This is a genomic window from Streptomyces sp. NPDC002088, assembly GCF_040296605.1.
Taxonomy (GTDB): Bacteria; Actinomycetota; Actinomycetes; order Streptomycetales; family Streptomycetaceae; genus Streptomyces.
Map to the genome: position 1 here is coordinate 1 of NZ_JBEOXO010000114.1, position 1,397 is coordinate 1,397.

A 1,397-nucleotide genomic window follows, 5' to 3' on the forward strand; every position below is an offset into this window, starting at 1 on the left:
GCACGAGCCACTTTTAACCTATTCTTTAACTCAAGTTTTCCTTTATCCCTCATTTAAAAATTCCACTCATTAAATTCCAGCCCATCACAGAAACAGCAATTAATAATACTACAATTACTATGATGTTAGTCATCGACCTCTTCTTTTTGAACAGATATATTTCATGTCCCAAAGCCAAAAGTAATAACATAAAAAACAAATCGTCTATAGATTCATTTTTTAGCAACCTAATTGTGAAAATAAACAGCCAAGCAAGTAACAACATAATATAGTGTACTATTGACATATTTCTCCACTTCGATAGTTTACCCTCATCTTGACTTTCTTGTTGTGCCATTTGTAAAATCTTCTTATTATTCATTTCTTCTCTTCCTCTCTATGAATAAAGTATAACACTTTACAAGTAAACTTGTCAACTATATAAGCAAACTTGTTAAAGATATAAGTAAACTTGTCAAAAACAAAGTATGAAAAGTCCGTAAAAAATTAAGAAGCTCTCAATCATATAATTGGTTCTGTTGCAAAGTTTAAAAATCAAATACAAGGTTTATAATCCTTCTTGTTCTTAATCTAATATTCCCATTAAGACCTTAATCTCAGTAGATACCGAAAATCCGAAGAGCGTTCCATTTCTTCGGTTCTTTTTGTATATTCCTCGAATTGTTTCCATGCCCTTAATCGTGGTTGAGGCAGTTCGTAGACTTCGATAAAATTTATTGCGTCGTTTGATTGGTCGATGGTCTTGCTCAATGAGGTTATTGAGATACTTCACGGTTCGATGCTCTGTCTTAGTATATAAACCGTTACTCTGTAACTTTCTAAATGCAGAACCAATAGAGGGCGCTTTATCCGTGACAATTACTCTTGGTTGACCAAACTGTTTATGTAGTCGTTTCAAGAACGCATAAGCAGCTTGAGTATCCCGTTTCTTGCGTAGCCAGATGTCTAAAGTCAATCCATCCGCATCAATTGCACGATAGAGATAATGCCAACGACCTTTGATTTTGATGTACGTTTCATCCATTTTCCATGAATAAAAGGATTTTTTATTTTTCTTTTTCCAAATTTGATAGAGTAGTTTGCCATATTCTTGTACCCAACGATAAATCGTCGTATGAGAAACGTTAATGCCACGATCATATAAGATTTCTTGAACTTCACGATAGCTAAGGTTATAACGAAGATAGTAGCCCACGGCTACAATAATCACATCCTGCTGAAATTGCTTTTCTTTAAAATGATTCATCGTCATTCCTCCTGCTATCTTTTTCTATTATTCTACCTTATTTGATAGTAGATTTAAAACTTTGCAACAGAACCTCGATTTGCTTTACGCAAACGCCACCTACCCATTTTATAAAAATAAAATGGGCAAAAGATCTTTCTTTTTGTCATAC

2 protein-coding genes are annotated in these 1,397 nt (G+C 33.7%); both read right to left on the reverse strand.

Going from position 1 to position 1,397, the window contains the following annotated elements:
* Nucleotides 1-49 precede the first annotated feature (49 nt).
* Nucleotides 50-361: a DUF6442 family protein gene (locus tag ABT114_RS50395; protein WP_349221543.1), complete on the reverse strand. Its 312-nt coding sequence runs from the start codon at nt 359-361 to the stop codon at nt 50-52.
* 204 nt (nt 362-565) lie between these two features.
* The gene (locus ABT114_RS50400; RefSeq protein ID WP_351154117.1) at nt 566-1,246 is read right to left on the reverse strand and encodes an IS6 family transposase; all 681 of its coding nucleotides are present in this window, start codon (nt 1,244-1,246) and stop codon (nt 566-568) included.
* Between the last annotated feature and the right edge of the window lie 151 nt (nt 1,247-1,397).

Coding starts and splice junctions, on each gene's coding strand:
- ABT114_RS50395 (WP_349221543.1), bottom strand. CDS start 361: ATGAATAATAAGAAGATTTTACAAATGGCACAACAAGAAAGTCAAGAT.
- ABT114_RS50400 (WP_351154117.1), bottom strand. CDS start 1,246: ATGAATCATTTTAAAGAAAAGCAATTTCAGCAGGATGTGATTATTGTA.